Source organism: Mycobacterium sp. NGS59, from assembly GCF_059812345.1.
The window spans coordinates 256,032-277,863 of the sequence record NZ_JCALCN010000003.1 but is presented as its reverse complement, the minus strand read 5'-3'; the positions used below and the strand labels follow the sequence as shown (position 1 = coordinate 277,863).

The window sequence follows — 21,832 nt, the reverse complement described above, 5'->3', positions numbered from 1 at the left end:
TTCGCCCTATCCTGAGGTCCCCCGTGAGGGTCCGCAAATGTACGGCAGAGCGCCCTTTTCCTAGCATTTTGCGGACTCTCGTGCACTCAGCGAACCCGCCACGGCCTACTCTGCCCCGCGCTGCACAGGGCGTCCCGGCTCCGAACTCCACTCCGACCACGAACCGGGAAACAACGCGGCTTGATGGCCCGCGGCGGCCAGCGCGGCCACCAGAACGGTGGCGGTGACACCCGAGCCGCAATACGCGCCGACGAGCTCGTCCCGCCCAATTCCGCTGTCGGACAACCGTTGCGCGAGCGCCTCCTCGGAGAGGAACGCACCATCGTCGGACAGCAGAGTCATGAAGGGCAGGTTCTTCGCACCGGGGATGTGGCCGGCCCGTGCGTCGGCGGGTTCGCTGTCACCGCGGTAGCGTTCGGGGGCGCGCGCATCGAACAGCGGCAGCGCGCCCGCGCCGGCCTGCTCGGCGGTCAATGTGGGCCGGCCACCGGCATACAGATCCTCGTGTTGCACAACCACGTTCCCGGGCGCAGGATCCACCGCGCCGGCTTCGAGTCGGCCGCCCGACGCGCGCCATGCGGCCAGCCCGCCGTCCAGGATCCGCACGTCGGGCAGGCCCGCCGCGGTCAGCACCCACCACGCCCGTCCGGAGCCGGCCCGATTCCAGTCGTCGTACACCACCACCGGCACGCCCTGCCGAACCCCCCACCGCCGCAACGCTTCCTGCACGCTCCTGCCCGACGGCAGCGGATGCCGGCCACGCCCGTCGACGCTGTGGTCGCTGAGCTCCTCATCCAGGGACACATACACCGCGCCGGGAAGGTGGCCGTCCAGGTACGCGGGTCGGCCGTCCGGGACGTCGAGTCGCCAACGCACATCGAGAATGCTCAGCGGTTCGCCCGACTCGACGAGGTCGGCCAGTTCGGTGGCGGTGATCAGGACGCGGTTCCGAGGTTGCACACCTTCACCTTAACGACCACTACCGCGGCCAGGCCTCCCAGCTGATCATGCTGCGCAGCGGCCCGGCGAACACCGGCCGCACCGCTGCCGAACGCCAGCGCTCCTCGACCAAAGGCGCCACGGCGGCCGTCACGCTCAGCGGGTCGTCGTCGAGGTAGACGACGGTGACGTAGTGCGGGTCGGTACGCCACCCGCGGGGCGCCGGCTTCCACGTCGACCCGAACGTCCACGCCCCGGCAGTGCCCGGCGTGGCCAGCAGCGCCGGATAGTGTTCGGCGTGCAGCCATTCCAACCAGTGATCGGGGCGCTCGCCGGTCGGTTCTTCGACGATCAGCAGCACGCCGCGGTGCGGCCGCCACGGCACCACCTCCGGCGACACCAGGGCTTGCGGTGCCGAATGCCATTGCAGCAGGCGAAGTCCGGAGATCTGCAGCAGCGGGCGCATGGCCGGCATGCGGCCGTTCTCCCGCAGCGCCCGCCCGAGGTCGACGAAGTCGTCGACCGTCTCCGCGACGGGCTCGCCGACCAAATAGTGCACGACGTTGCCGATCTCACCCAGCGGACCGTTCGACACTAAGAGGTGGTCACCGTCGCCGATCCAGCGCAGCCCGTGCAGAATTCCCGGCAGTTGGAACTGCTCGGGCATGTGGTCCAGCAGGTGCCACCGCAGGTAGCTGCCGTCGTCGTCACGCGGTGCTGCACCCGTGAAGCTGAAAATACCGGCCCGGACGCGGTTCACGAGGCGTTCAGTTCCGCGAGTGCCTGCAGATTCTCCAGATAATGCTGCAGCGAGGTGCTGGCGAAGTTGGCGCTGACGATGGTCGCCCCATGCGCGACGGCCTCGGCGATGAGTTCGCGCGACCGCTCAGGGTCGTGGATCGGATCCAGCCTCCTGGCCGGCGCGAGGACAACGTCGAAGTCCGGGCGAATGTCGAAGCGGCTCAACCAGTCCCGCGCCTGTCGCAGACTCACCGAGAACGGTGTCCAGCCGTCGGCCAGGGTGACCGCACGGCGCAGCGACCGCAAGGTGCGCCCGCCCACCCAGATCGGGACATGATCCTGCACGGCACACGGGTCGACGACCATGCCGCCGAACGAATAGAACTCGCCGCGGTAGGACGGCTCGCGGACCGACAGCGAGGCACGCAGGGCGCGCACCGCGTCGTCACCGCGGGCGCCACGGTCGTCGAACGGTGCACCGATCAGGTCGAATTCCTCTTTCAGCGAGCCCACGCCGACGCCCAGGATGAGCCTGCCGTTGCTGAGCTTGTCCAGCGTGCCGTACCGCTTGGCGATCTCCAGCGGGTGATGGTAAGCCAGCACCAGCACGTTGGTAGCCAACCTGATTCGGCTGGTCCGGGCGGCCAGATAACCCAACGTCGGCAGCGGATCCCAATAGCGCACCCCGCGCCGTTCCTCTTCGGCGGCCGGCAGCGCGATGTGTTCGCTGCATGTCAGATGGTGATAGCCCAATCGGTCCGCGGCCTCGGCGACGCGGGCGAGATCCTCGACTGACGCGGTCCGTTCCCAGTCGGCGTTCATTCCCGGGATCGTGGTGACCACCGGAGAGGCGATCGACAACTTTGCCGTCGGTGTGCTCATCGCGCTAGATTCTAACAATGCTCGAATCAGTCCGGACGAGACGTCCATACGGCGAACTGGACCGCGGACAAGTGGTCTCTTCGCTGCACGCGCTGGCCCGACGAGTCGGGGTGCAGCAGGTCACGATGCGTGAGCTGGCCGCCGAGCTGGGGGCGGCGGTGCCGTCGGTGTACTACCACGTGCCGGGCAAACAAGCGGCCCTCGACCTGCTGGCAGAAACGGTGCTGACCGGTGTCCCGGTGCCGCAGCAGGGACCGTGGGACGTCAGACTCACCGAGTTGTATTGCACAGCAAGGGAAGCGCTGCTCGCGGTCCCGGGGATCGCCGGCATGCTGCAGACCGGCGGCGGTGGGGAGCAGGCGCGACGGCTGGACCGGCTCAGTCGCTCCCTGCTGGTCGAGGCGGGTCTCGCGAAACCGGTTGTGGCGGCGGCTCACACGGTGCTGTACACCTACCTGCTGGGGTCGGTCAGCCTGGAGGAGTCAGCGCCGGCCAAACGGCAGTCCGCCGCACGTTTCCGCGCCGGGCTCGACGTGATCATCGCCGGGATCAGGGCGTCATGACGGTTCCTCAGCTCGGCTCGGTGGTAGTCGAAAACCTGGACAGCCCAGCAGATCGCGACGCCGCCCGGGTGCTTGATCCGGACACTTTCGTCGTCGGCGCTCCGTTCGATGCGATGGCCCGGCTGCGGGCCCAGAACCCGGTGCATCCGGTGCAGTTGTCCGGGCTGCCCAGGGCGTGGCTGCTGACCCGGCACGCCGACGTGCGACTGGTCAGCCGCGACACCGACACGTTCACCAGCAGCAACGGCAACACCCTGATCCAGGTCGAGGCGGGCCCCACCTCGGCGATGCTGCCGGGCATCGACCCGCCGCGACATGTGCTCTACCGCAAGCTGATCAACCAGGGTTTCACCGCCCGCAACGTGCTGCGCCTGGAACCGCACATGCGCCGGGTGGCTCGCGACATCGTCGACGACATCCGCGAGAAGGGCGAATTCGACGCTGTCCCAGACATTTCCGCGGAGATGTCACTACAGGTGATCGCCGACGTGCTCGGGGTACCCGCCGAAGACCGGCTGGATGTCTTCCGGTGGAGCAATGCCATCGGAACCCTGGGCATCGAGGATCCCGACTATGCGCCCACTCCCGAGGCGCTCGGGCAAGCGGCCGCCGAGATGTTCACGTACTGCAACGATTTGGTGAAATATCGACGAAAGCACGGTCTGACCGACGACATCCTGTCGGCGCTGCTGGCCGCCGAGGTCGACGGCGAGAAACTCAACACCGAGCAGCTCAACGAGTTCTTCGTCCTGCTGGCGATCGCCGGCAACGAGACCACCCGCAACACCCTCAGCCACGGCATTCTGGCGCTGTCGCAGCACCCGGAACAGCAGGCCCTGCTCGCCCGTGACCCCGACGCTGTCAAAGCGGCGGTCGAAGAACTACTGCGATGGGCGACCCCGGTGCTCTACTTCCGGCGCACCGTGACCCGCGATGTCGAGATCCGCGGGCAGCGCATCCCGGCCGGCGACTGGGTGCTGATGCACTATCTGTCGGCCAACCGCGACGAGGACGTGTTCGACCGGGCCGATGAATTCGACGTCACCCGAACCGATGCCGGGCATGCCGCGTTCGGCGGCGGGGGTGTGCACTTCTGCCTCGGTGCCCAGCTGGCCAGGCTCGAGCTGCGGGTGATGCTCGAAGAGCTGTATCCGAAGGTGCCCGGGCTCACCGTAACCGGCGAACCCGACCGGCTGCGGTCGTCGTTTTTCCATGGGATCAAACGACTTCCGTGTAGCACGGGATGATCAGCCGTACCGCCGAGCGTGAATCCTACGACGCAGCAGCGGCGTGTTACGCAGCCAGATTCACAGTCGCCGTAGTCAGTCCACGTCGGCCGGGCCGAGCAGTCGCACTTCCTCCAGATCCAGGGCGGCTTGCACTTCGCGCAGCACGATGTCGTCGATCAGGCGTCGGTCACGAAGCTCGGTAAGGGCTCGGCGTTTGCGCTCCAGCACGCGCAGCCGCACCGCACGGATCTGATCGCCGGCTTCGGACAGCCGGTTGCTGTCGTCGGAGTCGTCGCCACCGGCCTCGACCAGTAGAGCGTGCTCTTCGTACTCCTTCTGCAGGCGCGCCCGGATCTTCGGTCCGACACCGAGTTCGTCGGTGATCTCCGGTAGCGCCTCCAGCGCCGCTTGGGCGCCGCGGGTACGGGCCAGCTGCAATTCGTCGGCGCGGGCGACGTCTTCGGGCAACCGCGCCCAGCGCACCACGGCGGGCAGGGTGCTGCCCTGAAGGAGCACGGTCACCAGAATCACGAAGGAGACGACGTAGATGATCAGGCTGCGGTTGGGGAAGGGGCCGCCGTTGAACGTTTCCAGGGGCACGGCCAGCGCCGCAGCCAGCGACACCGCTCCCCGGAAGCCCGCCCAACTGGTGACGCAGCGCTGCCGGAAGTCCGGCTGCTGAATGTCGCGGTGCAAGCCCTTGTCCAGGGCGCGTCCCAAAAGCGTGGTCAATTCCACCCAGGCGAAGCGCGTCACGATGACCACGGCCGTGACCGCCAGGGCGAGGTAGGTGGCGTGGCGAAGGCCGCCCCCGCCGTCGACGATGGCGTGCACGTCGCCGGGAATCTGCACGCCGATGAACACCCACAGCGAGCCGTTGATCAGGAACGTCGAAATGTCCCAGAAGGCGAACGCCTGCAACCGGGATCGGGCCCGGATCACCCGCGGGCCGACGTAGCTGATCACCAGCGCCGACACCAACACCGCGACCACACCGCTGCAGTCGAACTCGACGGCCAGCAGGAACGCCGCGAACGGGGTCAGCACGCTGAGGGCTCCCTCTTCGAGGGGAGCGTCGATGCGGCGACGCAGCAGCGTCACCAGGCCACCGACGATCAGTCCGGCGGCGATGCCGCCGAGGTAGGAGTAGACGAATCGACCGGTCAACGCGAGCGGGCTGACCTCGTTGCCGCCGACGGCGACCGAGACGGTGACGCCGAACAGCACCAGCGCGGTGCCGTCGTTGATCAGGCTTTCCCCGCGCAATACGGTCAGCGCGCGGCGCGGCAGTTTCTTCGCCAGGCCGGCCACGGCCGCGGCGTCGGTGGGGGAGAGCACGGCGCCCAGCACCGCGGCTGCGTGTGATTCCATGCCCAGCGCACGCGCCGTCGAGGACACCGCGACCGCGGTGACGATCACCAGGCCGACGCTGGTCATCACGATCGGCCGCATGTTGGCCTTGATCTCGCGGAAGCTGGTGTTCAGGCTCTCCCAGTACAGGATCGCCGGCAGGAACAGCAGCAGGACCAGTTCCCCGTCGATGTGAATGTGGCCGAACCGCGGGATCAGCCCGAGCAGCGTGCCGAGGAAGATCAGCAGGACCGGGGGGCCGACGCGATAGCGCTGGCCCAGGACGGTGCCGACGACGACGGTGAATACCAGCGCGACGATGACGACAAGCGCAAACACCTGCCCATCCTTGCCTACGGCTCAGCGGCGGCTAGCTGCAGTCACAGCAGTCGCCGCAGTCGCAGCAGCAGCCGTCGCCGTCACAGCAGGAGTCGCAACAGCAATCGCACTCGCAGTCGCAGCAGCAGGCGTCGGTGCACCGGTCCCAGCAGCCGCGCTTCTTCTGCGGCTCGGGCGGCAGCTGACCGGGAGGCGGATAGCCGCCCGGACCGTACATGCCGTATTGGTTGCCGCCGAAGTTGATGCCGTCCTGCTCGCCGTGCGGGCTTCCGTACGGGTAGTTGGCCGTCGGGACGGCGCCGGCGAACGTGCGGGAGACCGAGCGGCGCAATTCCTTGGTCAACAGCCGGCGCGGCAGCCGGCCGTCGGTGAAATCGACGTCGGCCAGGGCCAGTTCGATGCCGAGCACCGCGTCATCGCACAGCTTGCGGACCTCGGCGACGGGAGTTCCAGTGGCGGCCAACGGATTCCACTTCCCGCGCGCCCGGTCGTCGTGGTAGTCCTCCACCGCGTCGAGCAGGTGGGCCACCCGCCCGAACAGCAGCCCGATCTCACGCAGCGGCGCCTCGTTGGCCGGGCGCCCGGCCAGCACGGCGGTGTGTGCGAACGCGGCGGCCACGGCCGTCTCGGTGGGCTCGGTGACGGCCAACAGCGAGCTGCCCGGCCCGGCCGTCTCCTCGAGTTCGACCTGCCGGTCCATCGCGGCCACCAGCACACCGGTGTCGAAGCCCAGGGTGTGGCCGGTGTCGGTGCCGCGGCGGACCCAGCTTTCGGCGATGCGCCGCGCGGCCGGTCGGATCGCCGCCGCGCCGACCAGGCCGTCGCGGTCGTCGACGTGGTCGCGGACCTTCGCCGCCGCCAGCGCCAACGACACCACTGCCGCGAGGCGTACGCATTCGCCGGTCGCCACGTCGGCGCGCTTCATGCCGCGCAGCGGGCACGGTCCGGCGGTGCGGCGGGTGGGCTTGGCCTCGGACTGGGCTTCCACGAGCAGCGAGACGATCAGGCCGTCGTAGTTGGTCGCGATCCGCGCCGCCTGCCCGTAGTCGTCGCGCAGCGCCAGGCACAGCCCGCACAGTTGGGCTCGCCAAGCCGCGGTCAGTTCGCCGCCGAGCCGGTGACGGCAGGGCCGAATGATGCCAAACACGGATTGAAGCTACCCGACCAACTGCGGATTTGGGCAGATCTGTGGGCTCACGGCCTAGTGTTCGTCTTATGAGAATCAGGCTGCTGGCATTCGCTGCCGTGCTCTTGCTGGTGGGTTGTTCGAGCCCGGGTGCGGCATCGACCAAGACCGTGGAAGTGTCCATGGACGATGTGTTGAAGCAAGGCAACATCATTCGTGAGGTCACGCTTCGGACCGGCGACACGCTCAAGGTGTCGCTGGGCGCCAACCACAGCACCCCGTACCGGTGGACGCCCGAGCCGAAGATCAGCGACGCCGCGGTCCTGAAGCAGGACAGTCATGAGTATTTCCGCGGCAACACCGACCGCATCGGTGCGCCCGGCACGGAGGTGTGGACGTTCACGGCGTCCAAGGCCGGGAAGACCAGCATCGTCACCAGTTACGGCCCGGTCACCGGCGATGGCGCGCCGTCGTGCACGTTCACCGCGAATGTGACGGTGCAATAGCGATGACCGTCGACTTCCACTTCGACCCGATGTGCCCCTTCGCCTACCAGACTTCGCTGTGGATCCGCGAGGTCCGCGCGCAACTCGGGATCACCGTCGACTGGCGGTTCTTCAGCCTGGAGGAGATTAATCGTGTCGAGGGCAAAAAGCATCCGTGGGAACGGGATTGGTCCTACGGGTGGTCGCTGATGCGGATCGGGGCTTTGTTGCGGCGCACCGGAATGGACCTACTCGATCGTTGGTATGCCGCAATCGGCCATGAGCTGCACACGCTGGGCGGCAAGCCGCACGATCCCGATGTTGCCCGACGACTGCTGGTCTCGATCGGCGCCGAAGCCTCGATTCTCGATGCGGCGCTTGCCGATTCGACGACGCACGACGAGGTGCGTACCGAGCATCAGCGGGTGGTCGATGCCGGCGGGTTCGGGGTGCCGACGTTGTTTATGGACGGGCAGTGCCTGTTCGGGCCGGTGCTGGTGAATCCGCCTGTCGGAGAGGATGCGGTGAAGTTGTGGGACGTGGTCAGCGGCATGGCCGAGTTGCCGCACGTCTACGAATTGCAGCGGCCCAAGTCGGCCGCGGACGCCGAGTTGATCGGGCGCAGCCTGCGGCCTTATCTCGACGGGCGCGATTGGGTCAGCATCAATCGCGGCGAGGTCATTGACCTGGAGGGCCTTTCACACCATGGCGAGCGGTGAGATCTTGAGCCCGATTGCCAACGCGCCGGCCAGTTCTCGGCTGGTGTCGTAGTCGAAGATCACGTGCCCGCCCAGCACGTCGACGTCGCGTTTAGCCCGCTGCAGCGGGTTGTCGAGGAAGTGCACGCTGGCGCCGGATGCTTCGAGCAGCTGGCCTATCACGGCACGCGACTCCTTGACGACGTGTGCGGCGGCCAGTCGGGCATCGGCTCGTACGGTGCGCGGAACTCGTTCTCCGACTTGGAGAATCGCTTCGATGCGGCCGATGGTGTCGGCGGTCAGTCCGTGTAGAGCGCGCAGCCGGACCCGGGCTTCACCTAACCTGGCCTGCGCTGCCGGTTTGTCTTTCTGCTTGCTGCCCTCGTAGGCGATGACCCGCTCGCCGAGGCGCTCGGCGAACAATTCGACGACCCGCTCGGCCGTGCCCAACGCCGGCATCGACGCCAGAAACGCGAGCGCGGGCACCATCGGCCAGCGGTAGAGCGTCGCGTCGTGCAAGACGGCTCCCGGTGCGGTGCCGCCGTAGATGTCGGTGACTTTGACCAGCCGGTGCTCGGGGACGAACACGTCGGTGATGACGATGTCATTGGATCCGGTGCCGCGCATGCCGTCGGTGTGCCAGACGTCGACGATCTGGTAGTCCTCGGCGGGCAGCAGCGCCAGGGCGGGATAGATCCCGTCGTCCGGGCCGCACAACGCGCCGACGATGGCCCAGTTGCCTTCCATCACACCGGTTGCCCAGGACCAGCGTCCGGTGAGCCGGATGCCCCCGTCGACAGGTGTGCCGCGCCCCGTCGGCGCGAGCGGCGACGAGGCCAGGAATGGTTGGCTGGCGAAGCCGTCCTGCTGAGCCTGCTCGCCGAACAGCGCCAGCATCCAGTTGTGCAGGGTGAAGAATCCCGCGGTCCACGCGGTCGAGGTGCACCCGTGCGCGAGGCGCCGGACCGGATCGAGGATCTGCTGGAAGTCGGCCTGCCGCCCGCCGTAGCGCGCCGGTTTGAGCAGGTCGAAGAGTCCTTCTTCGTTCAGTTCCTTGACGGTGTCGGCAGGTAACCGCCTTAGTTCCTCGGTCTCTTGGGCGCGGTGCCGGATCCGTTCGACGAGGTCCTCGCTGATCATGCAGACACCATACCTTTTGGTATGGTCACCGGCGCAACATGAAGTCCAGGAAGTCCTCGTGGTGCAGCCACTTCTTGGGTGATGGACCGGCCAGGTGCAGCAGGCCGACACCGGCGGCGAACGTGGTGTGGGCACGCAGGTCAGCCTCGTCGTCGTCGAATCCGTACTCGCGGAACGCTTGTCGCACGGCGCTGAGGATTCGACGGTCGGAGGCGTGGACGGCGGCGGCGACGGTCTCGTCGGACCGGGCCCATTCGCGCATCGCCCGCTCCAGCGACCATTGTCTGGGCCGGACCAGCGACGCCATCATCCGGGACAGACGTTCGCGGGGCGGCAGATCGCGCGTTTCCTCGATGTCGCGACGGTCCTGGTCTTTGAGCTGCGCCCACGAGTCGATCAGCGCTTGGCGATAGGCGGCCATGTCGTCGAAGTGCCAGTAGAAGCTGCCTTTGGTGACGTTGAGGCGCGTGCACAGCCGGTCGAGTTTGAGCGCGCTGAGGCCGTCACCCGCGATGATCGCGTAGCCGGCCTGCAGCCAGTCGTCCATCGTCAACCGGGTGTTGGTAGCCACGGACCGCAGCCTACGTAGCGTCCCGGAAAAACGGGTAGCCCGGTGGGATGACTAGCTCGGATTCGCGTGTTGGTACCCGGTTTGGGCCTTACCAACTCCGCTCGCTGCTGGGTGCGGGCGGCATGGGCGACGTGTACCGGGCATACGACACCGAGCGGGATCGGATGGTCGCGTTGAAGCTGCTGCGCCGGGAGCTGGCCGACGACCCGTCCTTCCAGGAACGCTTCCGGAAGGAGTGCCGACTGGCGGCGCGGCTGCAGGAACCGCATGTCATCCCGGTGCATGACTTCGGCCAGATCGACGGCGTCCTGTTCATCGATATGCGCCTGGTCAATGGCGGCACGCTGCAGGATCTGCTGCGTTCGCAGGGTGCCCTGGACCCGGTGCAGGCGGCGTCGATCGTGACTCAGGTGGCGTCGGCGCTGGACGCCGCGCACGCCGACGGGTTGGTGCACCGCGACGTCAAACCGGAAAACGTGTTGCTCACCGCCGACAACTTCGCCTACCTCGCGGACTTCGGGATCGCCCACATCGCCGGCGATGCGAACGTCACGGCCACCGGATCGGTGATCGGGTCGCGTCTCTACATGGCGCCCGAACGCTTCAGCGGCGACCGGGTCGGGCCGCAGACCGACGTCTACTCGCTGACGTGCGTGCTGTACGAATGCCTCACCGGCCGGCCGCCGTTCGAGGAGTCCGAAGTGATTGCGGCACATCTGATGTCGCCGCCGCCGAGACCGAGCATCATGCGCCGCGGGATCGACCGCGCGTTCGACGGGATCGTGGCCACGGGCATGGCCAAACAACCCGCGGCACGGTTCGGTTCGGCAGGGGAGTTGGCGGCGGCGGTGCGCGCGGCGGCCGGGTCCGGTATGGCTCCCGTCGGGCCGAGCCCGCCCACACCTACCCGGCCGTTTTCGGTTCGCTACCCGAATCCGGAGGACAGTGGCTACAGCCCGTATCCTTTGGCGCCGGCTCCGGTTGTGGGTGGTCGACCCAGTCGGGTTCCCGTGCTGGTCGGCGGTTTTGCGGCGGTGATGTTGTTCGTCGCGGCGGTGCTGGCCGTGGTGCTGGCGTTCGGGAGCCGACCCGCGCGCGAGGTTGCCGCGCCCGTTTCGTCCGCGCCGACGACACCGTCGCTGTCCCAGCCCGTCGACGGGGCCGACGGCTTGGGATTCATCGGCCACACCGCCCGCTGTGATCCGGGCAATCCGCCTGCCGCCGTGTTGCGCACTGCCCAGTCGCTGGTGGTGGTCTGTCAGAGGGGACCGCAGAGTTACTACTACCGCGGGGAGCGGATCAGCGACGGCGCCAACATCGAACTCGGCAATGCGGTGCGCACATCCGGCGGGTTCGACGTCACCAATCCGGCCAACGGTGTGCGCTACGAGATTCGCCCGCAACGACTTACGATCCTCAGCGGCAGCCACGTGGACTCCGCGGAACCCGTATTGCAGTACGCCACAGGGGTTTAACGTTTTTGGGACCCTGCACCGGGTGTCACATCCGTCACTGCAGTCACCGGCGTAAAGCGTTTTCTCGAATGCCCGCCTCTCAGCGACAACAGGTTTGTGGTGACTTGCGTTATAGCGCCAGTAGCGCCAAAGTGGCGCCATGCCCAGCGTGCAGATCAAAGACGTCCCGGAAAGCACTCACCGAGTCCTGCGTGAACGCGCGGCGCGTGCACATCAGTCGCTTCAGGAATATCTTTTGACTCGCTTGATTGACGAGGCGAATCGCCCCACGCTGGATGAGGTTTTTGACCGGGTGACCAAGCACAGTGGTGGACGGGTATCGGTCAAGGCCGCCGTGGAGCACATCCGGGCCGACCGTGATCGTCGTTGATGCCAGTGTCTTGGCTGTAGCGCTGGGCGACGACGGGGATGACGGCGAGCGCTGCCGGCACCGGATAGTGGGCGAAACAATATTCGCCCCCGAACTCGTTGACCTCGAAGTGGTTTCGGTATGGCGTCGGCACGTTTGCGCCAAACTGATGACAGCGCGGCGGGCTTCGGCTGCGGTCGCAGACCTGGCGGATTTGCCGCTGCGTCGTTCCACTCATCAGCCGTTGCTACCGCGCATCTGGGAACTGCGGCACGTCGTCCCACCCTACGACGCTGCGTACGTTGCGCTGGCCGAGCAGTTGGATGCACTACTGGTTACTGGTGATGCCCGCCTGTCACGTGCGTCCGGAGTGCGCTGTGCGGTCGAGGTTGTAGTCGGCTGAGGCGCTCAACCCGTCGGGCGCGGCTCACGCAAGCAATCCGCGGATGTCGTCGGCGGTAAGCGCGGAGCCGAACGCGTTACCGTCGTCGATCACGCTGGCGAAAAGTTTGGCTTTGCGGGCGTTGAGGGCGACCACCTTGTCCTCGATGGTGTCGTGGGCAATGAGGCGGTACGCCATGACGTTACGGGTCTGACCGATGCGATGGGTGCGGTCGATTGCCTGGGCCTCGGTGGCCGGATTCCACCACGGGTCGAGCAGAAAGCAGTAGTCGGCCTCGGTGAGGTTCAGACCGAATCCGCCGGCCTTCAGGCTGATCAGGAAAACCGGTGCGTCTCCGTCCTTGAACCGCTGCACGACTGCTGCCCGCTGACGTGTTCGCCCGTCCAGATAGCAGTAGTCGATGCCCTCAGCGTCAAGGCGATCGCGGACCATGGCCAGAAACCGGGTGAACTGACTGAAGACGAGTGCCCGGTGGCCACCGTCGGCGACGTCGCGCAGCTGCTCGGTCAGCAGTTCGATCTTCGCGCTCGCCAGCCCCTCTTGAGCCGGGTCGACCAGCCCGGGATGCAGGGCCATCTGTCGCAGCACGGTCAACGACTTAAGGATGGTGAATCGGTTCTGCTGCATGTCATCGAGCAGGCCGAGCACCTTCTGCCGCTCTCGTTGCAGTCGCTTGTTGTAGAGGGCGCGGTGCCTGGGCGGCAGCTCGATCTGAAGGATCTGCTCTTGTTTTGCCGGCAGCTCGGCAGCCACGAGCTCCTTGTTGCGGCGTTTGACCAGAGGTTTGATGCGACGACGGAACAGAGCCAACAGCTCTGGGTCCCCGGTCTTTTCGATCGGCTTGGCAAAGAAGTCGGCGAATGTCGTCGGGTTGGGGAACAGTCCAGGAGCGGTGATCGACAGCAGCGACCACAGCTCCATGAGGTTGTTCTCTAGCGGAGTTCCGGTGATCGCCAGCTTGAACGGCGCGGTCAACTTGCGAGCACACTGGTAGGTCTTGGCGTGACGGTTCTTCACGAATTGGGCCTCGTCCAAAATCAGGCCGGACCAGGCCGTCTTGGCGTAGGCGTCGAAGTCCAGTCGAAATAGCGTGTAAGAGGTGACCACGATGTGCGCGCCGGCCGCCAGTTCTTCGAGGTCGGCACCGGAGCGGCGCAGCGTGTCAGAGACAGGCACCACGGTCAGGTCGGGCGCGAACCGCGCTGCCTCGGTCGCCCAGTTCGCGACCACACTGGCCGGCGCTACCACCAGAAACGGCGCCATGTGCGGATTCTGTTGACGGACATGACAAATCAACGCCAGCGACTGGATGGTCTTGCCCAGACCCATGTCATCGGCGAGGATCCCACCGAGACCATGGGCATACAGAGTCGCCAACCAGGCGAACCCATCGGCTTGATACGGCCTGAGCGCGGCGTGCAGGCTGCTTGGCACCATCACTGGTCTCAGGCCGTTCAGCGCGCGCAGCCCCTCGGTCTGACGGCGCCACTCGTCGGCCTGGCGCGACACGACTCCGAGCTCGGCGAGTTCGTCGAACAACCCGACCTGGAATCGGCTGATCCGGGGTGGTCCGTCCTCGGCGTCGGTGAGTGCACGGGCCTCTTCGATGAGCTCGCGCAGCTTCACCAGCTCCGGTTTGTCCAGCGCGAAGTAGGCACCGCCGGGAAGCAGGAGGTGCGACTGCCCCGACGCGAGCGCGGTGAACACGCTCGCAAACGAAACCTGTTTTCCTTCGATGCTGATCGTGACACCAAGGTCGAACCAGTCCGTCTCACCGGACGTCGCGTCCGTCGTCACCGCGATGACCAGGGAGCCGCTCGCCTCTCGGTAATCCACCTGGTCGCCGAACATCTCCAGCGCGACGTCGGGTAGCTCGGCCAGCAACGGTTGAATTTCGGTGGCGAACCGCATGGTTTCGAGGCCGGACAACCTCACGCCGGTGATCAGCGTTCCTTCGGCGGTGCGCAGCCCCACTTGCTCCACCGGAGCTTCGATGCTGCAGGCGAGCATGTTCTCCGCTTCCAGATCGCGATAACCCAGGTGTTCGGATGCGCCGATCGGCACGCGAAAGTCGTTGTCGCTTATCCGGTATAACCACTCCCAGGTCAGTTCGAGCTCATGCTCAGGCTGGTAGTCGGCGCGCAGGACCAGCGTCGGCCCAATGATCTCCGGCAGTATGAACGACTCGTCCGATGACATCACCGTGGTGATCTGGCGCAATCTCGGGTAGTAGTCTGCGGCGAAGCGCGGTCCCTGGTCGGCGGGAACTATCAGGGCTTCAGCACCGAGTGCCATGCGCTGCAACGCTTCCGGTGCCGGCTTATCCAGCCGGGCAAGACACAATCCGTTGTCGTCGTATACCACGCCATGACCAGACGAGCCGATGAACGCCAGCGGCTGCCCCGTGACGCCGCCGACCCGAAGCACAGGTTCGACGGCGAGATCGCCCGTCTCGCCGACCGTGACGTCCAAGCACATCAGCGCATTCGCGGACACCGGTACATCCTGTTGAGTCCCACCCTGGATCAGCCGCACCCCGGCTTGGCGTGCCTCGTCCAGCAGCGGCCACAGCTGCGGTGATCCGAAGTGCGACAGCGAGATTGACTTCGCGTCGCTGTGGACATAGCTTCTGTACGAATAGCTGTAATAGCCAGCGGAATGCGAGATCGACGATCGATAGGTCGCATAGAGCTGTCGCAACACCCCTACCTGAGTGTCGGAATAGCCGAAGCCGCCTAGCACGTGCAGCCTTGCCCAGCTCAGATCCCCGGCCACCCAGCGGCCGCGCTTTCCCTGGCGAACGAGTCGTGCGTCCAGGGTCCGCCACGACCCGTTCGCCGTCAGGGTCAGCTCGATCGCCAGCGGCGTCCCGGTGTTGGCGTCTGTCGAAACCGCGGGCAGCAGTGCATCCAGTGAGTGTTGCCACGCCGCCTGGTTCGTACGGTGGGCACCTGGCATTGCAGCCTCCGCTACGGCGATGGCGAGTGCTGCGACGTGCTTACAGGACCGGTGTACGGGGCAACTGCAGAACCCGTATTGGACGCCCCAGATATCGGCGTCTCGCGGCCGAAGCTGCATCAAGGTTGCGTAGGTGCGGCCCTGGCTACCTCGCACACTTCCGGCAAGGTTCTGCAGCTCTGGGTCCCACGCGCAATTCAGCACCCGACCCTCATTTGCATAGGCCTGCCCGCGGGCGTAGGCAGGCTCGCCAACCAGCTTGAGCGCGCTGGCAAGGTCGATCGAGGGATACTTCCGTGACTGCATGCCCGCACGGTAACGACACGGTCTGACAAGTAGGTCGAGGCATGCCGCGTGACAGCCGGAAATGGTGCAGATGAGGTTGAAGAGGTTTTGGCCTGCGATGTGGCGATGTTATTCGTTTCCGAACACAACCCCCGGGTTCAGGATCCCAGCCGGGTCGAAGCTCTCTTTGATACGCCGCAACAGCGCGACCTTGGCCGGATCTTCGAGCTTCACAAAGTAGGGCGTCTTGGCGCGGCCCAGCCCGTGCTCACCGGAGATCGCACCACCCAATTGCATTGCCAGCGCGAAGATGTCGGTCATCAGCTGCTTTCGCTTCGCACCGTCCTGGCACAGTATCGCCAGATGCACATTGCCGTCCCCGGCATGCCCGCACCCGGCCACCGCGGCACCGGTGGCGGCCGCGAGATCGCGTGCAACAGAGAGGAACTCGGGCATGGCACCGCGCGGCACAACGGTGTCGACGATGTCGTCGGCACCGATCGTCTTGGCCGTCCAGAACGCCCTTTCACGCGCCTCGATCAACCGGCGCGCCGCACCGCCGTCGAGCACATAGGCGTCGACCGCGCCCAAATCGGCAAGCAGTTCACCCGTCCGCTGCACATCCTCGTCCAACCGATCCGGCGTCCGGTTCTCCAGTGCCACAACCAGATACGCCTGACAACTGTCGCGGATCTGGTCGGGTATGCCCAGCTCGAGGTTCTGAGTATGGATGATCGCGGCCATCGTCATGTTGTCGATGTATTCGAGAATGTAGGGCGCCAATCCACCAGCCAACACGGCAGGCACCGCCGTCATCACCTGGGCGAGATCGGCGAAAGGAGCGAGCACGGTGGCGCTGTGGTCGAGCTTCGGATGCAGTTTGACGATCACCTCGGTTGCCAGCGCCAGCGTGCCCTCGGAGCCGACAATGAGCTGGGTCAAGTCGTAGCCGGTGGACACCTTGGCGATCTTGCCGCCGGTGCGGATGATCTCACCCGTCGGCAACACTGCCTGCAGCCCGAGGATGTTGTGCCGGGCGACCCCGTACTTGACCGCCCGCATCCCGCCGGCGTTGGTGCCGACGTTGCCGCCGACGCTCGACGACAACTCACCCGGGTACACCATGTAGCGCAGACCGGTTCCCTCGGTGGCGGCGTCCAGGTCGGTCAGCGTGACCCCGGGCTGGACGACGGCGACCTGGTTGGTGGTGTCGATCTCCAGGACCTTGTTCATCCGCTCGAACGAGATCACCAAGCCGTCGGGGTGCGGGCGTGCGGCGCCGGACAGACCGGACCCGGACCCGCGGGCCGTCACCGGGACCTTGTGCTCGGCCGCGATTTTCAGTAGTTCGGCGACTTCGTCGGCGGTGGCCGGCTTCGCGACATACAAAGGCTTGATCGGCGGTAGCGACAATTCCTCGTCGTGCGAGTAGTCCTCGGGAATCGCGTCGCCGGTCAGCAAGTTGTGGTCGCCGACGATCTGCGCCAAACGCATCGCAATGTCACCCACAGCAGGTCAATCTATCGTCCAATCGGCCCATCTGGTTGAGGACTTCCGGCCCTGACCCCACCGGCCTTCGCGGCGAATAGTGAGCCGCATGGAGCGATTGTCAGCCTTGGATGCAGCTTTCCTCGAAGTCGAAGACTCCGATCCACACGTCAGTCTGGCGATCGGCGGTGTGTCGATCATGGAAGGACCCGCACCGAGCTTCGACGAATTCGTCGCCGCCTTTTCCGAGCGGGCGCAGAGCATTCCGCGTTGCTCCCAAGTGCTGCATACACATTCACTCGACCTCGGTTCGCCCGAGTGGGTGGACGATCCGCATTTCGACATCTCCCGGCACCTGCATCACGTGGCGTTGCCGCAGCCCGGCGGCGACGAGGAACTGTTCGAGGTGATCGCCAGTGTGATGGGGCACCGGCTGGACCGCGACCGTCCGCTGTGGGACTGCTTCGTCATCGAGGGTCTGCGCGAAGACCGGTGGGCCGTGCTGACCAAGCTGCACCATTGCATCGCCGACGGCATCGCCACCACTCGCATGCTGGCCAAATTCGGCGACGACGGCGACATGGCGTCGTTCGCCACCGATATCCGCGCCGCCAAGGAACCCGAACAGCGTGGGCTCTGGCGGCCCAGCCTCAACCCGCTGAACTGGGCCCGCGGCGCATTCGGCGCGGTTGCTAGTGCCGAACATATGGCGGTGGGTGCTCTCGAGCTGACTGCCAACCTGTTCAACTCGGCGCCGCGGACGTCGTTGAGCGGACCCGTCACGGCGATGCGGCGGTTCAATGCCGCGCGGGCGCGACTGTCCGATCTGCACGAGGTGGCTCAAGCGTTCGACGTGACGCTCAACGACGTGGCGCTGGCGGCCATCACGCACGGCTACCGGCGGGTGCTGCTCGACCGCGGCGAACATCCCGCACGCAACTCGCTGCGCACGCTGGTGCCGGTCTCGGTGCGCGGCATGAATCACTTCGACATGACCGACAACCAGGTGTCGGCGATGCTGCCGCTGCTGCCGGTGGACGAGGACGACCCGGTGACACAGCTGGAGCTGGTGCACGACCGATTGACAGCGGCCAAGGGCAGCGGACAGCGCGAGGGCGGCAACGCCCTGTTCTCGGCCGCCCGGAATGTGCCGTTTGCGTTGTCGGCGTGGATGGTTCGGTTGCTGAGTCGGCTGCCGCAACGTTCCGTGGTCGCGTTGGCGACCAACGTCCCCGGTCCGCGGGCCGAGCAGAAGCTGCTCGGACGTCGGGTGCTGGAGATGTTGCCGATCCCGCCGATCGCGCTGCAATTGCGCACCGGCGTCGCGATGGTCAGCTACGCCGACAACTTCGTCTTCGGCATCACCGGTGACTACGACACCGCGCCCGACGTGTCGGCGCTGGCGGCCGGGATCGAGGAGGGCGTGGCGCGACTGGTCGCGGCGAGCCGGCGGCTGCGAGTCAAGCGCGGGGCTGCGGTGTGAAGGTGACCGGTAGTCTGGCCAGTCCGGTCATGCTCGGGTTGCCGAGGTAGCGCTCGACGTCGTCTTCGGCTACGCGCCGGTTGACCTGCGGGTCGTGGCACGCTTATCTCACCCTGGCAGTCGATGCCGTCTGTAGAGTCGGGCTCGTATTTGTGGGCGAAGGTGTCGCTGGCTCGTGCCGCCTGGCTGACGCCTGATAGCTGGACAGGAACCAGAAGCCGCCGTAGTTGCGGTTGCAGGCGATGGGGCATTTGTGTCTTCGCTCGGCGCTGATGTTGAGTTCGTTGAGGTTGAAATCCTCTGAGTGGTGGTCGAAGTCGACCGTGGCGTCAGGGCGCGGTGCCATCGAAGCCTCATGGGCCTTCAGGTCGCATGCCGGCTATTAGGCTATCTTTGCGTTATTGCGCTTGGGTGCCCAACTTGAAGGTGGTGGACGTCATCGAGGACTGGGCATCGGGAGCGACCATCGGCGGCATTGCGATTCCGGAGCTGCCCGATCTCGCCCGCATGCGCCGGGAGAGGTATGCCCGGTTGCAGTCCGAGCTGGTGGCGCAGAAGTTGGACGGTCTGGTGCTGCTGACGTCCAGTGCGGTGGCGTATGCGACGGGTGCCGCGACGCCGGCGATGGACGGCGACCGGGCGGCGCTGTTCCGCGCGGTGGCCATCGTGGTCAAGGGTGAGCCGATGCCGCATCTGTACTCGATGTTCGGCGACGGAGTGCCCCTCGGCGTGCATCTGCATCCACCGCTGTTTCCCGACCTGGAAGACGGGATCTCGGAATTCAGTGCGGCGTTGTCGGACCATTTCTCGGCCGGTGCCCGGGTGGGGATCGACCACTTCTCGCACGCGATGATCCGTGGCTTGCAAGGTGTTTCGTGGGCGGACTCGTCGGGAATCATGGGCAAGGTCAAGGTGATCAAGACGGTGGACGAGGTCGCCTGTATCCGCCAGGCGCAACGGCTCAACGAACTGGCGATGGAAGATGCGTTGCGGGCGTTGCGCGTTGGGGTGCGACAGACCGACCTGAGCGCGGTGTTTCTGCGGCAGATCTTCGAGCTGGGTGCGTCGGCGGGCGGGACCGACCCGATCTGGCAGGTGATGGCCCCGTCGCTGGACTCAGGTCCTTGGACCTCCCACGGCGATCTGGCGTACCCGACCGTGACCACCGACCGGTTCCTTCGGTACGGCGACGTGATCTGGGCGCACACCGCGATCACATGGGAGGGATACGCGTCGAACTACGGTCGGACCTGGGTGGTGGGACGGGAACCGAATGCCGCTCAGCGCGGGCAGTTTCGTCGGTGGCGGTCGGTGATCGATGCTTGCCTGGATGTATTGGCGCCGGGGGTGTCTGCTCTGGAGCTTTGTCGGGCGGCTGTGGCGGCCAACGGCGGAGCGCGGCCGTGGATCTCGCACTTTTATCTGGCGCACGGGGTGGGTGTCGATAGTGCCGAAATGCCCTTGATCGGAACCGATCTGGGGGATGAGTTCGATGCGCAACTGAGTCTGCAACCAGGCATGGTGCTGGTGCTGGAGCCGGTGATCTGGGAAGACGGTGCCAGCGGATATCGCGCGGAAGATATTGTGGCCGTGACGGATCGGGGCTGGGTCAAGCTTTCCGGTCCCGACTACGCACCCTTCGGAAGTGTTCCATGAGTCCGGCGCCGCGTGACCCCGGGGTGCGTCTGGGGGTTTCCAGCCTCGAAGATGGCGCGCGGATCGACTTCGGCTGGCTACGTGGTGAGCGGCGGTTGAAGATTCTGGCGGGCATGGAGACTCATGATCTGGACGCGCTGATTCTGGGTCGTTCGGGCAACGTGCACTACGTGTCAGGGGCTCGCTGGCTGGGGCGGGCCGGGGTGCTGCCGTTCGCGCCGCTGGCTGTTGTGGTCAGGTCTTCTGGGCATGTGCATCTGCTGCGTTCGTGGGATGAGGGGGTGCCGCCGGAGATCGCTCGTGAGGATCTGTACCCGTTGAGCTGGAATCCGATGAAGGTGATGGAGTCGCTGATGTCGATTCCGGGGCTTCGGGAGGCGCGGCGGATCGGCACCGACGGGATGACGGCATCGTTCGTATTGCTCGCCGGGATGGCCGGCATGTCGGATTTCCTGGACGCCGGCCCGGTGCTGGAGGCCGCTCGCAGCGTCAAGACAGCGGAAGAAATCACGTGTCTGGAAGTGGCGGCGGCCATTTCGGAATCCGCTCTGGGGGCAATGGAGGCGGCCTTGCAGCCCGGTGTTTCTGAGCGGGAGCTGCTCGGGGTCTACTACTCTGCGGTGGCATCGCTCGGTGCTCCGGTAGCGCCTACTGAAAGTGTCTGTTTCGCAACGGCTTTGCGTGGTTCGGTCCCTTTTCGCTTCCTGGCTTCGGATCGTCCGGTGCGGGAGGGGGAGTTGGTGGTGCTGGCGCCTTCGGCCCGGTATGCGGGATACGAGGCGGGGCTGGCGTGTACGCGGATGGTCGGCGGCTCGCGGTCGGTCCGTGCTGCCGCGCTGTCTTCCTCTTGCGGATCAGGATTGGATGCGTTGGTCGCGGCGTGCCGGCCGGGTGCTACCGGTACCTCGCTATATCGAGCTTGGGAACGGCTCGGGTTCGGATCCTCTGCGGTGTTGCTGGCACACGGGCTGGGGCTCGGGGCTGAGCCGCCGGTGATCGGGCTGGGGCGCGGACGGGATGCGGTCTTGGAGGAGGGGATGGTGTTGAGCGTGCAGTCCTGGGTGACGCAGCCTGGGGTGGGGGGCTGTCTCGAACGGGCGACCGTACTGATTTCGGCTGGCGGCCCACAGGTTCTGTCGCGGTACGGGAGGTTGTAATGGGTTCGCAGCCGGTCGTTTTCAACCACGTCGGCCTCGTTGTTCGGGACCGTGCTGCGTCCCGGCGCTTCTACGAGGAGCTACTCGGGTTTCAATTCTGGTGGGAGATCGAGCCGCCGGACGATCGCACATCACAGCTCATCGGGTTGCCCGAGCCGTTGGGGACGCACGCGACGTATCTGGTGCTCGGATCGTTTGTGTTGGAGCTGATCGACTATTCGGCGCGCGAGGTGCATACCGGGTCGGAGCGGACGATGGATCAGGTTGGGCTATCTCATCTTTCATTCTCGGTGTCGGATCTGCCTGGGGTTTTGGATCGGGTTGCTTCGTTTGGAGGAACCGTTGTGGAGGGGTCCGTCGGGGAGGGGATGGCGATGTTGCGGGATCCGGATGGGCAGTTGTTGGAGGTGCTTTCGGATGGGTGGTTGGGGATGCTGCCGGTGCGGCCATAGCGCACGCGTGCAGATGCCGGATGACCTCCTGCGCAGGTGCCCGCCCCGACACGGCGAGACACG

The 21,832-nt window shown here is 66.1% G+C and carries 20 protein-coding genes and 1 pseudogene; 11 read left to right on the top strand and 10 right to left on the bottom strand.

Features of this window, described 5'->3' with window-relative positions; translation table 11 throughout:
* Positions 1-105: 105 nt before the first annotated feature.
* From AC5Y46_RS06365 to AC5Y46_RS06355, 3 genes are read right to left on the bottom strand one after another with little or no spacing between them, the layout of a single operon-like run.
* Positions 106-960, bottom strand: coding sequence for a sulfurtransferase (locus AC5Y46_RS06365; protein WP_499990444.1), 855 nt, complete (start codon positions 958-960; stop codon positions 106-108).
* A 19-nt stretch (positions 961-979) separates the two neighbouring features.
* A complete protein-coding gene (locus AC5Y46_RS06360; RefSeq protein ID WP_499990443.1) occupies positions 980-1,699 on the bottom strand; it encodes a hypothetical protein in 720 nt (239 codons plus the stop codon).
* Positions 1,696-2,562, bottom strand: coding sequence for an LLM class F420-dependent oxidoreductase (locus AC5Y46_RS06355; protein ID WP_499946068.1), 867 nt, complete (start codon positions 2,560-2,562; stop codon positions 1,696-1,698). Before AC5Y46_RS06355 ends, AC5Y46_RS06360 begins: the two co-directional genes overlap by 4 nt.
* 17 nt (positions 2,563-2,579) lie before the next feature.
* Between AC5Y46_RS06355 and AC5Y46_RS06350 the strand changes: the two genes are divergently transcribed.
* Both AC5Y46_RS06350 and AC5Y46_RS06345 read left to right on the top strand, forming a co-directional pair.
* A complete protein-coding gene (locus AC5Y46_RS06350) occupies positions 2,580-3,125 on the top strand; it encodes a TetR/AcrR family transcriptional regulator (protein ID WP_499990442.1) in 546 nt (181 codons plus the stop codon).
* Positions 3,122-4,372, top strand: a complete 1,251-nt coding sequence (locus tag AC5Y46_RS06345; protein WP_499990441.1) for a cytochrome P450 — start codon at positions 3,122-3,124, stop codon at positions 4,370-4,372. The genes AC5Y46_RS06350 and AC5Y46_RS06345 overlap by 4 nt, the downstream gene beginning before the upstream one ends.
* Before the next feature lie 75 nt (positions 4,373-4,447).
* Here the strand turns inward: AC5Y46_RS06345 and AC5Y46_RS06340 are convergent, their stop codons facing one another.
* Together AC5Y46_RS06340 and AC5Y46_RS06335 are read right to left on the bottom strand one after the other, a co-directional pair.
* Positions 4,448-6,043, bottom strand: a complete 1,596-nt coding sequence (locus tag AC5Y46_RS06340; RefSeq protein ID WP_499990440.1) for a Na+/H+ antiporter — start codon at positions 6,041-6,043, stop codon at positions 4,448-4,450.
* A gap of 31 nt (positions 6,044-6,074) precedes the next feature.
* Complete coding sequence (locus AC5Y46_RS06335; RefSeq protein WP_499990439.1) at positions 6,075-7,190, bottom strand: DUF5685 family protein; 1,116 nt, start codon at positions 7,188-7,190, stop codon at positions 6,075-6,077.
* Positions 7,191-7,258: 68 nt separating this feature from the next.
* On the opposite strand from AC5Y46_RS06335, the gene AC5Y46_RS06330 reads away from it, so the two are divergent.
* Positions 7,259-7,675: a protease inhibitor I42 family protein gene (locus tag AC5Y46_RS06330; RefSeq protein ID WP_499990438.1), complete on the top strand. Its 417-nt coding sequence runs from the start codon at positions 7,259-7,261 to the stop codon at positions 7,673-7,675.
* 2 nt (positions 7,676-7,677) lie between these two features.
* Entirely contained in the window at positions 7,678-8,373 is a 696-nt protein-coding gene (locus tag AC5Y46_RS06325; RefSeq protein WP_499990437.1) for a mycothiol-dependent nitroreductase Rv2466c family protein, read from the top strand.
* Here AC5Y46_RS06325 and AC5Y46_RS06320 read toward each other — a convergent pair.
* The gene (locus AC5Y46_RS06320) at positions 8,353-9,492 is read right to left on the bottom strand and encodes an acyl-CoA dehydrogenase family protein (RefSeq protein ID WP_499990436.1); all 1,140 of its coding nucleotides are present in this window, start codon (positions 9,490-9,492) and stop codon (positions 8,353-8,355) included. The two genes, AC5Y46_RS06325 and AC5Y46_RS06320, sit on opposite strands and share 21 nt — an antisense overlap.
* Before the next feature lie 25 nt (positions 9,493-9,517).
* Positions 9,518-10,039, bottom strand: coding sequence for a TetR/AcrR family transcriptional regulator (locus AC5Y46_RS06315; RefSeq protein ID WP_499990485.1), 522 nt, complete (start codon positions 10,037-10,039; stop codon positions 9,518-9,520).
* Between the two features lie 71 nt (positions 10,040-10,110).
* On the opposite strand from AC5Y46_RS06315, the gene AC5Y46_RS06310 reads away from it, so the two are divergent.
* The 3 genes from AC5Y46_RS06310 (at position 10,111) to AC5Y46_RS06300 (ending at position 12,290) form a co-directional block, all read left to right on the top strand.
* The gene (locus tag AC5Y46_RS06310) at positions 10,111-11,538 is read left to right on the top strand and encodes a serine/threonine-protein kinase (RefSeq protein WP_499990434.1); all 1,428 of its coding nucleotides are present in this window, start codon (positions 10,111-10,113) and stop codon (positions 11,536-11,538) included.
* Between the two features lie 139 nt (positions 11,539-11,677).
* Entirely contained in the window at positions 11,678-11,908 is a 231-nt protein-coding gene (locus AC5Y46_RS06305; RefSeq protein ID WP_499946077.1) for a FitA-like ribbon-helix-helix domain-containing protein, read from the top strand.
* On the top strand, positions 11,895-12,290 hold the full coding sequence (locus AC5Y46_RS06300) for a type II toxin-antitoxin system VapC family toxin (RefSeq protein WP_499946078.1): 396 nt from the start codon (positions 11,895-11,897) through the stop codon (positions 12,288-12,290). Before AC5Y46_RS06305 ends, AC5Y46_RS06300 begins: the two co-directional genes overlap by 14 nt.
* A gap of 24 nt (positions 12,291-12,314) precedes the next feature.
* On the opposite strand, the gene AC5Y46_RS06295 is transcribed toward AC5Y46_RS06300, so the two are convergent.
* Together AC5Y46_RS06295 and AC5Y46_RS06290 are read right to left on the bottom strand one after the other, a co-directional pair.
* Complete coding sequence (locus tag AC5Y46_RS06295; protein ID WP_499990433.1) at positions 12,315-15,554, bottom strand: DEAD/DEAH box helicase; 3,240 nt, start codon at positions 15,552-15,554, stop codon at positions 12,315-12,317.
* A 108-nt stretch (positions 15,555-15,662) separates the two neighbouring features.
* Positions 15,663-17,027, bottom strand: a complete 1,365-nt coding sequence (locus AC5Y46_RS06290; protein ID WP_499990484.1) for an FAD-binding oxidoreductase — start codon at positions 17,025-17,027, stop codon at positions 15,663-15,665.
* Positions 17,028-17,130: 103 nt separating this feature from the next.
* Between AC5Y46_RS06290 and AC5Y46_RS06285 the strand changes: the two genes are divergently transcribed.
* Positions 17,131-18,504, top strand: a complete 1,374-nt coding sequence (locus tag AC5Y46_RS06285) for a WS/DGAT/MGAT family O-acyltransferase (RefSeq protein ID WP_499990432.1) — start codon at positions 17,131-17,133, stop codon at positions 18,502-18,504.
* Positions 18,505-18,578: 74 nt separating this feature from the next.
* Here the strand turns inward: AC5Y46_RS06285 and AC5Y46_RS06280 are convergent.
* Positions 18,579-18,850, bottom strand: a pseudogene (locus AC5Y46_RS06280) (cytochrome P450); the annotation flags it as partial.
* 65 nt (positions 18,851-18,915) lie between these two features.
* On the opposite strand from AC5Y46_RS06280, the gene AC5Y46_RS06275 reads away from it, so the two are divergent.
* From AC5Y46_RS06275 to AC5Y46_RS06265, 3 genes are read left to right on the top strand one after another with little or no spacing between them, the layout of a single operon-like run.
* The gene (locus tag AC5Y46_RS06275) at positions 18,916-20,160 is read left to right on the top strand and encodes a M24 family metallopeptidase (RefSeq protein ID WP_499990431.1); all 1,245 of its coding nucleotides are present in this window, start codon (positions 18,916-18,918) and stop codon (positions 20,158-20,160) included.
* Positions 20,157-21,317 carry a M24 family metallopeptidase gene (locus tag AC5Y46_RS06270; RefSeq protein ID WP_499990430.1) on the top strand — a complete coding sequence of 387 codons (1,161 nt, stop codon included), beginning with the start codon at positions 20,157-20,159 and terminating at the stop codon, positions 21,315-21,317. The genes AC5Y46_RS06275 and AC5Y46_RS06270 overlap by 4 nt, the downstream gene beginning before the upstream one ends.
* The gene (locus AC5Y46_RS06265; protein WP_499990429.1) at positions 21,317-21,769 is read left to right on the top strand and encodes a VOC family protein; all 453 of its coding nucleotides are present in this window, start codon (positions 21,317-21,319) and stop codon (positions 21,767-21,769) included. Before AC5Y46_RS06270 ends, AC5Y46_RS06265 begins: the two co-directional genes overlap by 1 nt.
* The last annotated feature ends 63 nt before the right edge of the window (positions 21,770-21,832 follow it).